Here is a 9,301-nt window from a genome sequence, read left to right as displayed (position 1 = left end):
GAAAGCCTTTTTATTTTGGTCAAATTCAAGTAAATGCCTTAGTTATTGTCACCTCAGGACATACTTTCTGGAGAATTTTAAAAAAAGACAAACCTCCAAAAAGAAGTTTGTCTTCGGTCTGAGACTGGAACGAAAGTTCCAGCCTTTTTATCTGCTATAAGTAGCGTGCAATACCCCAGCGGTTAATGCCAATTCTTCTGCCATTAGCTAAGGTAACAAGTCTATTGTACACCATGCTGCCGCTGTCTTTATCGTAATAGCGGAGCAGTCCCCAGCCATCATAAGCGACGTCACCTTTAACCTGCTTGCCATCTCTGTTAAAGAAGAGGCGCTGATTATTGATGTACTGACTGCCTCTTACGGCTGTGCCGTCTGAGCCCAGATAGTACCAATTGCCGTCCTTATCAGCCTCGAAGCGATTGGTTTGCAGTTGGCCTGAGTCCGCATGGTAATAGCGGATTCTGCCATTATCGTTTACAAAGTCTCCCTTGACTTGCTTGCCGTCATTGCCAAAATAGAGCTGCTGGCCGTTGATTGTTTGGCTGCCTGTTACGGCTGTGCCATCTGAGCCAAAGTAATACCAATTATTTTGACTGTCTGTTGCAAAAATATTTTGCGCCAGCTCTCCGGAGTCTGCCAGATAATAGTAGAGCTTGCCATCATTATCAGTGATGATCTTTCCTTTGACTTGTTTGCCGTCTTGGTCAAAGTAATACGATTTACCGTCAATTGTTTGAGCACCCGTCACGGCTGTGCCGTCTGCTCCAAGATAATACCAGTCACCATTGCTGTCATTGGCAAAACGATTGACTGCCATATTGCCGGAACCATCGTCAAAATAGCGTTTTTTGCCATCGGCATCCGTTATCCATTCACCCTTGACTTGATAGCCGTTTTGATCAAAGTATTGCGTGTTGCCATTGATTGTTTGCAAACCGACCGCCATAACGCCGTTTGCATCAAAGTAACGCCATTTAGTATCTCCCTCAAAGGAATAATAGTCATTGCTGAAACGATTGCCCAGACGGCCAAAGTAATTTTTAGTGCCGTCAGCATTTTCTAAGATGGCTTCACGCAGCTGAGCCCCGTTCGGCAGGAAGTACTGCACTTCATTGTTCAAATGCTGCAGACCATAAACCATATGCCCGTTATTATCGAAATAATACCAGTTGCCTTTGGCATCCTGAACAAAGCTGTTTTTAGCTTGATAGCCACTGCTTGAATAGAAGGTCACACCGCTGCCGTCATTGACAAAGCCTGTTAAAGCTTCTTGGTTAGTCAGCTGTTTTGGCAGATAGGTTTCCTCACCATCCAGCGTAAAGTACTTATCGCTGGCTGCATCTTTAAGGACATAGCCGACACCGCGTCCCAAAATATTGGTACCGTTGAAGTACTTGGCCTGCCACTCGGTAATCTTTTCGCTCGGATCTAATTTTTGACCGTTCGAAATTTGAGTCCGTTCAAAGATGCTAGGATACTTGGCTGTCAGCTCGTCTAAGAAAGCGCCGCCGTATTTAGCCTGATAATCATCGCCATTCGTTTTGGTATTGGCCAAGTAAAGGGAATCCTTAATTTCAGAATCGTGGCGATACTCACCGTAATCATTAACACGGGTCGCAGTCACAACTTCTCTGCCCGGAAGATTGTAAATTTGATCCGGAACCCAATCGGCAATGACTTGAATACCATTGCGGTGCAGAGCCTTAAGGGCATCAATCATATCCTGCTGAGAACCGTATTTATTGTTCTTACTCATGGCAAGGTCATAGCGGTCTTCAAAAGCATAACCATTTAAAATGATTGAATCCAGGAAAGACCCGTCTTCAGAAGACACATACTGCGGTGCCATTTCAAAGGAGGTCACACCCCAAGACTTGAACAAATCAACATTTTGAGCAATTAATTTATTGGTATACTCAGAATCCTCAGTAACGAAGTCTTGGAAGTTTGAAAAGCCTTCATAGATTAACTGCGAATCCAGAGCACTTGAAGAATTGTAAACCTGTCCGTCAGCATTCGCCTTATCGCTCGCTGCCACACGGACATCCTGATCTTCCCCTGCTCCTACCGGTACCCAAACAGCCAGATAGCCTGATACCTGCGGATTAAGATAACCTTGAATGTCTGACGCATCAAAAATGAGTTCGCCGTTTTCATTTGTCTTACGGTAAAGCGATTTAGCAGCATCATCAGATGCATAAGCTGCAAGTCCGTCTTCAGTTGTTAAAATAAGCGGACGATACTCTTGATTTTTGTGAGCTGCCCCCATGTTCACAACTACTTTGTCGTTAGCATTGAGTTTCAGACTTGGGTTATTGCTGGTAATAACAGCCATACCTTGGGTCTTAGTAGCTTCATTGCCGCTGTCAGATGCTTCATTCGCTCCTGTACCGTAGCGCACAGATGTTAAGACACCGGTGTAATCCCAATCCATATTGGACTTGTCACCTTCAACATAGGTAATCTTCATATCCTGACCGCCGGCTGCATACTTGATGCGTGCTTTCATCAAGGTCTCAATAGCGTCGTAATACGGTGACTTAGTAGCCATGTACTGGCCGTCGTCAGTGTACATATCCCCATAGTAAACACGGGTGATGGAGTCCTTATTAGACAGCATCAAAGCGTAGGCTGTCGGAATATTAGACTGAGTATATTTCTTATTAGCCTTGCGCATGTCTTCATTATAAATCTTGAAAGCCTGTTTCAGCTCATCCAAAGTAAAGGTTAAGCCATCCGTATTAGGATTGATATTGTCCTTGATAATTTTGGCAATAACAGTCTGAACTTCACTGTCATGAGCCCGGATAAAGATATAATTGGCCATGCGTTCGCTGTTTTTGCCCTCAGCTGAACGGTCATTCAAGCTGTTTGTAATGACAGATTCCAAGCCACTGCGGACATTGCTTTTATCAACCGCATCTTTTTCAAGAGGACGTGCCAGAGCATAGAGGAGTGACAGACGAAGCTTATTGTCAATCGGCAGCTGTGCTCCGTAAGTATCTTTATTATACTGCGGATCATTGTCTGACCAAGCTTCCAAGATAGACAGGTGATCAAGGGCATTTTTCTCGCTCTTATCTACACCGTAATAAGCCTTGAAATAATCTGAGGCAATCTGCAGCAAATCAGCATTGACATTATCAACCGCATCGACCCGAACGCCGTCAAAATTAGCTTCAGGGTCATTAGCAACAATAGAACCATAGTTCATTAAATAATGAAGCCAGTTGAGCTGCTCTGCCTGAACAACAGGATTTGAATTATCAATATCATTAGCTAGGAGGAATTCGTAGCCACCCATAGAATTATCATCGAAATACTTTTGCTCACCGGTCTGACTGGTTGGTGTGCGGTTCAGCAAACGGTAATCAGAATTTGCATACGGTGTTTTATCGCTGTTTTCATAAAGCAAAGCACCGCCTTGCAGATGGTCTTTTTCACCGGCTGAAGTATCTGATTCGGTCTCAATATTCCAATTAGACTGCGTTTTGACAAAACTGTTGATAATGTCACGCAGCCACTGCGTCTGCTGAGTTTGCGAAATCTTGCTTTCAATCTTCTCCTGAACATTTTGAGCAGCTAAGTTCAGACTTTCCTGACTGCTGTCAGCCGTATAGGTTGTTCCTGTACCTAAGCCCTGCTCATCCATGTAGTTCAAATAAGATACTTGAGTTTGCTTATCAGGCCACCAAGACATGAGCAGCGGACGCAGATCATTTTCTGTTGATGCTGTCCAGGTCTTGCCGTCTTTCAGGATATCTTTAGGACGGTACCAAGAATCCGCTGTGACATAATTATCAACGGTTTCAAGGCTGTTCTTCTCCAAATTAACAATCTGGTTGTGCGGTGTGTACTCATTGTTTAAAGATGTCAGCCCCTGAGCAAACTGATACTGTGCCGTATCTGACAGAGCCCCTGTTTCTTTATCAAAGAAAAGGGTTTGACCGTCAACTGTTAAGGCGAAGTTCTTTTTGACCTGACCGTCTGAGTCAATATAATAATACTTGCCATCAATCTTTTTAACATTTGGAATAGCTGATAAATCAGCATCACTCAAGTTTTTTGTTTGATTTTGTTCGGCTGTCTGAGCGGCTGTTACACGTTCTCCAGAGGTCTGAACTTTAGCTGCTCTTGTAGTTGTCTCAGAGCTTGCCGCTTGTTCCTGAGCCGGAGCTGTCACTGCTTTCTCAGTGGTTTCTTGAGCAGTGCTGCTTTGGCTTTGCACCTGATCCTCTGGAGCTTCAGTAACCGTTTCGGTGCTCTGCTCTTGAGGCTGCTGAGATTCCTGTTCAGTGACCGGTGTCTGCTGTTCAGCAGCCTGTGTTTGGCTGCTCTCTGCTGCAGGCTGATCGGCTGCAGAAGTCTGCTCTGTACTCTCACTTTGACTTTGCTGAGTGACGACCACCTGATTATTCGCTGCCTGTTCTGTCTCTGCTGATGCAGACACATCCAGCGCCGCACTGCCCAAAGTCAGCAAGCTGGATGCAATGGCGACAGTCACCCAGTGTTTTTTCACTTTGCGCATTTTATAACGTAGTTTCGTTTCCATAAAAAATCCTCCTTTTATTAGTTAAACATTATAGCTTCATATTCCTATAAAACTGATGACGCCTAGATTACAAACTTCTTTCTTTGTTTTTCTAACTGATTAAGGCAAAACCGCAGAAATTATTTTTAATAGAAATATAATCTTTTTATAAAAAATAAAGAACCCAGTCAAGCGACTGAATTCTTACAGATATAAAAGACTTGCAAGCGTCATATTTATCGGTATGGAAACAAGTGACAAAATCGTTGTTAAAAGCACCAAGCGCGAGCCGTATTCATAATCGCCGCCGTAAACCTGACTGAGCAGGGCAGCGTTCATAGCTGTCGGCGAACAAGAGGCGATGGTCAGCGCCAGTTTCATATCATAGGCATCTACCGGCAGCAGCCAGATAAGAAGGATACTGACCAAGGATGTCACAAACAAGCGCAGCAAGGCCGTATAATAGGCCGGCCTGTACAGAAAAATCTCCTTAAAGTCAGCCTTATAGAAATAAGAGCCCAGCACCAAAGTTGATAAAGGTGTATTTAATTTCGCGATTGTTTCAATAGCACCAGTAATGACTTTAGGCAAGTCATAGGGCAGGCTGAAGAAAAAGAGGCCGATAACCGTTGCAATCATGGCAGGATTGATAAACAGAGAACGCCAGTTAATCACATTTTTATCTCTGGCAATGAGATAGAGCCCGTAGGTCCACTGCATAATCTGATTGGCAACAACAAAGCCTGAGATGAAAAAGACTGCATTGGTACCGCCTACGGCTTCCGCCAAGGGCGTTCCCATAAAGCCGACATTGGCAAACAGGGTTGCGTACCGATCCATATTACGATCGTCAGCCAGCAGAAACTTTACCAGAAATATCCGCGTGATTAGGAGGAAAAAGGCCGAACCAATCATGATTAAGAGCAGACTCAGCCGTTTGACAGAAAATTCCTGACTGATAAAAGAAGACACAAACAAACTCGGTGCAACATAAGTTGTCAGAAGTTTTGATAATTTAAAGGTGACATCCTTGGTAAAAATGTCTTTATGTGCCAGAAACGCTCCCGCTCCCATAATCAGAAAAAGTACGACTAATTTTTGAAAAACCAGACTTGCAATGGCCATAAAAGCTCCTTTCATTTGCTTTTGCCTTATTATAACATTATCCAGTAATAATGAAAGAACGATAAAAGAAATTATTCTAAATTTCCATCTCTAATCAAGCAACGGGTCTGTTTTAGCGGCTAAGCTTCTGCTTGCTTGCTGAACTGGCTCATGTACAGATCGTAATAGAAACCTCTGTCAGCCAGAAGACTTTGGTGGCTGCCTTGCTCAATGATTTGTCCGTCTTTCAAAACAAGGATTTTATCAGCTTCCTGAATGGTTGAAAGACGATGGGCAATCACAAAGCTGGTCCGCCCTTCCATGAGCTTATTCATCGCTTTTTGAATCAGCAGCTCCAAACGTGTGTCAACAGAGGAGGTTGCTTCATCTAAAATCAGAATTTTAGGATCAGCCAAAAGAGCACGCGCAATGGTTAAGAGCTGCTTTTGTCCCAGAGAAATGTTGCTGGATTCCTGATTCATTTCCATATTGTAGCCGCCGGGCAGTGTCCGGATAAAGTGATCGACATTGGCAGCTTTTGCGGCTTCAACGATATCGTCATCGCTGGCATTCAAATTGCCAAAACGCAAATTTTCCTTGATCGTTCCCTCGTAGAGCCAGGCATCCTGCAGGACCATGCCAAACTGCCGGCGGTAGTCCTGACGGGAAAGATGGCGGATATCATGCCCGTCAACTTCAATCGCTCCTTGTGTCACATCATAAAAACGCATCAAGAGATTAATCAAGGTAGTCTTGCCGGCACCTGTCGGACCGACAATCGCAACCATCTCACCGGGTTTTACTTCCAGATTAAAGTGGCGGATAAGCGGTTTATCCGGCGTGTATTGGAAAGAGACATCCCGAAAGCTGACCTGTCCGGTCAGATCGTGTTCTAATTTTTCAGTTACCTGATTGACTTCATCTTCTTCATCCAAAACTTCAAAAATACGCTCTAAAGAAGACTTGGCACTCTGCAGGACACCGGACAGCTGGGTAATGGTCTGAATGGGCTGACTGACTTGCCAAATATATTGCACAAAGGCCTGCAGGTTACCGATAGTCAGCTTGCCTGCCAGAACCTGTAAGCCGCCTACCACGGCAACAATCAGATAAGCCCCATCTGAAATAGCATTGAGCACCGGCATCATAATACCGGAAATAAAGCTGGCTTTAAAACCGACATTGCGCAGATTTTCTGTAATATCACGGAAGTCTGCTGCAGATACTTCTTCACGGCCATAGAGTTTGATGACATTAAAACCGGTCAGATTTTCCTGAACAAAACCGTTCATATCTCCCAGAGCATTGGCCTGCTTTTTGAAATAAGGCTGGGATTTTTTCAAAATAAAACGGGCACTGAAATAAGTCAGAGGAATGCAGACAATCACAATCATGGCCAAAGGCAGATTGAGATAGAGAACCATGGCAATCACAAGAATAATGGTCAAAAAGGCATTGATAATCTGCAGAAAACTCTGCTGCAGGGCATTTGAGACGGTTTCAACATCATTGGTAAAGCGCCCCAGCATATCTCCGAATTGGTGTCTGTCAAAATAAGCGACAGGAATTTTGTTGATTTTTTCGCTCAGATCCTGACGCAGATCACGGATACTTTTCTGCACAACATTGGTCATGAAATAGTTGGAACCGTAAGAACCGATACTGTAAAGCAGCCCGCGCAGAAAATAGAGCAGCAAAATTCCAAAAATATATCCGGTATTGATATGAGCTCCTTTGACACCTCGGGCCATATCGAGCAAATTGGCCGTCAGCTCTGTCATCACAAGGCCTAAAATGAAGGGCTCAAGAACATTCATAACAGAGCTGAGAATTTTAAGAAAAATGGCAAGAAAAAGCGAACTTTTATAATTTTTTAAATAGTGCCATAAGCGAAGAAAAACATTTTTATCTTTCATGAGCCCTCCTAATCTTCTGCCAAGCGTTGACTGTCAAGCTGTGAATTGGCGATTTCACGGTAAATCTCATTGGACTTCAGCAGCTCGTCATGAGTGCCCCGGCCGACAATCTCACCTTCGTCCAAGACAATAATCTGGTCAGCATTCATAATGGTTCCGACGCGCTGGGCAACGATCAGCACGGTAGCATTGCCTGTTATTTCTTTCAGGCGGGATCTCAGCTGAGCGTCTGTCTTATAATCCAAGGCTGAAAAAGAATCATCAAAAATATAGATATCCGGCTCTTTAACCACTGCCCGAGCGATGGACAAACGCTGCTTCTGGCCGCCTGAGAGGTTGCTGCCGCCTTCAGCCAGATGGGTATCAAATTTTTCCTTTCGGCTTTCAATAAATTCCTTAGCCTGCGCCACATCAGCAGCCGAATGCAACTCAGCCAGAGTCGCATCTTCTTTCCCATACTTAAGATTCTCACCGATGGTTCCGGTAAAAAGCAAGGCTCGCTGCGGAATAAAGCCGATTTTTTGGCGCAAAGCTTTCAAATTATAATCGCGGACATCAACGCCGTCAACCAGAATTCTGCCCAGTGTCACATCATAAAAGCGCGGAATCAGATTGACCAGCGATGATTTCCCAGACCCTGTACTGCCAATAAAGGCGACAGTTTCGCCCGGACCGGCTTTAAAATTGATATCATGCAAGACAGGACTTTCCGTCTCTCCGGGATAGGCAAAGGTCACATTGTCAAATTCCAAATAGCCCTTGCTTTGCGTTTCAGTAATCCCATTTTCATTGGGATTGATGGAAATAGGCATGGCCATCACTTCCTGAATCCGTTTGCTGGATACAACCATCCGCGGATACATGGTAAAAATATTTGCAAACATCAAAAAAGAAAAGAGAGCATGAAAACTGTATTCAATGAAGGCAAGCAGATCCCCAATCTTAATCTCAGACTGCTTTAGAGGCTCCAGTGAAAAGTAAACAATAGCCACAATCATAATGACGATAATTTGTACAAACAGAGCTTCCGTCAGACCGGTTAATTTAAAGAGCCGGCTGGAGGTATTTTCATAAGTGTTATTCTTAAGCGCAAACCGCTCCTCCTGATAAGCCTCGCGGGTAAAAGCACGGATAACCCTGAGGCCGGTCAGATTTTCACGCACATACTGATTGACCTTGTCCAGCGTATTTTGCTGCTTCTCAGACAAGGGGCGTGTTTTTGCTGCCACGTAATAAACAACCAGAATTAAAAAGGGGATGGCAACAACGACAACCCAAGCCAATGATGCGCTGGTCAAAAGAACCATGACAACGCTGGAAATCATCATCAGAGGGGTCACAATCCCCATTCGCAGGGACATTTCAGCAAACTGCATCAGCACAAAAGCGTCACTGGTCATACGGGTCACCAACGATGCAACACCGATTTTTTCATATTCGTGATGGGAATACTGCTGCAGCTTGTCATACATATCATTGCGCATGTCCCGAATCATAGTCGTTGTCAGCCTGCCCGAAGCATAGGCCAGTGTGATCCGCCCTGCTATCCCCAGCAAAACAATGACAAACATAACAGCGGCCCAAAAATAAAGAGCCTTTTTATCAGCCGGTGTAATTCCCTGGTCAATCATTCGAGCCAAAGCTGTTGGCAGCCCTAAATTCACCACAACAAATAAAAAAGCCCCTAAAACGTCCAATATCAGCCATTTGGGATACTTTTTCAAATAAGACCAAATATAAGCCATATCCT

The 9,301-nt window shown here is 44.3% G+C and carries 4 protein-coding genes; all 4 read right to left on the bottom strand.

All coding sequences use genetic code 11. The features are described 5' to 3' along the window. Positions 1–154 precede the first annotated feature (154 nt). The 4 genes from AC4HAF_RS08180 to AC4HAF_RS08165 all read right to left on the bottom strand — a co-directional run bounded on the left by AC4HAF_RS08180 (position 155) and on the right by AC4HAF_RS08165 (position 9,296). Complete coding sequence (locus AC4HAF_RS08180) at positions 155–4,552, bottom strand: glycoside hydrolase family 70 protein (RefSeq protein WP_491097360.1); 4,398 nt, start codon at positions 4,550–4,552, stop codon at positions 155–157. Positions 4,553–4,735: 183 nt separating this feature from the next. Beyond that, positions 4,736–5,656, bottom strand: a complete 921-nt coding sequence (locus AC4HAF_RS08175; protein WP_491097359.1) for an AEC family transporter — start codon at positions 5,654–5,656, stop codon at positions 4,736–4,738. Between the two features lie 119 nt (positions 5,657–5,775). Beyond that, positions 5,776–7,551, bottom strand: a complete 1,776-nt coding sequence (locus AC4HAF_RS08170) for an ABC transporter ATP-binding protein (protein ID WP_491097358.1) — start codon at positions 7,549–7,551, stop codon at positions 5,776–5,778. Positions 7,552–7,559: 8 nt separating this feature from the next. Beyond that, a complete protein-coding gene (locus AC4HAF_RS08165) occupies positions 7,560–9,296 on the bottom strand; it encodes an ABC transporter ATP-binding protein (RefSeq protein WP_491097357.1) in 1,737 nt (578 codons plus the stop codon). Positions 9,297–9,301 lie beyond the last annotated feature (5 nt).

It is taken from the genome of Streptococcus sp. ELY_90 (genome assembly GCF_058314475.1).
Note: the sequence above shows the minus strand (reverse complement) of the source record. Positions and strands in the feature narration are given on the sequence as shown.

Excerpts from the sequence above, each read along its gene's own strand:
- AC4HAF_RS08180 (WP_491097360.1), bottom strand. The coding sequence starts at position 4,552 with ATGGAAACGAAACTACGTTATAAAATGCGCAAAGTGAAAAAACACTGG.
- AC4HAF_RS08175 (WP_491097359.1), bottom strand. The coding sequence starts at position 5,656 with ATGGCCATTGCAAGTCTGGTTTTTCAAAAATTAGTCGTACTTTTTCTG.
- AC4HAF_RS08170 (WP_491097358.1), bottom strand. The coding sequence starts at position 7,551 with ATGAAAGATAAAAATGTTTTTCTTCGCTTATGGCACTATTTAAAAAAT.
- AC4HAF_RS08165 (WP_491097357.1), bottom strand. The coding sequence starts at position 9,296 with ATGGCTTATATTTGGTCTTATTTGAAAAAGTATCCCAAATGGCTGATA.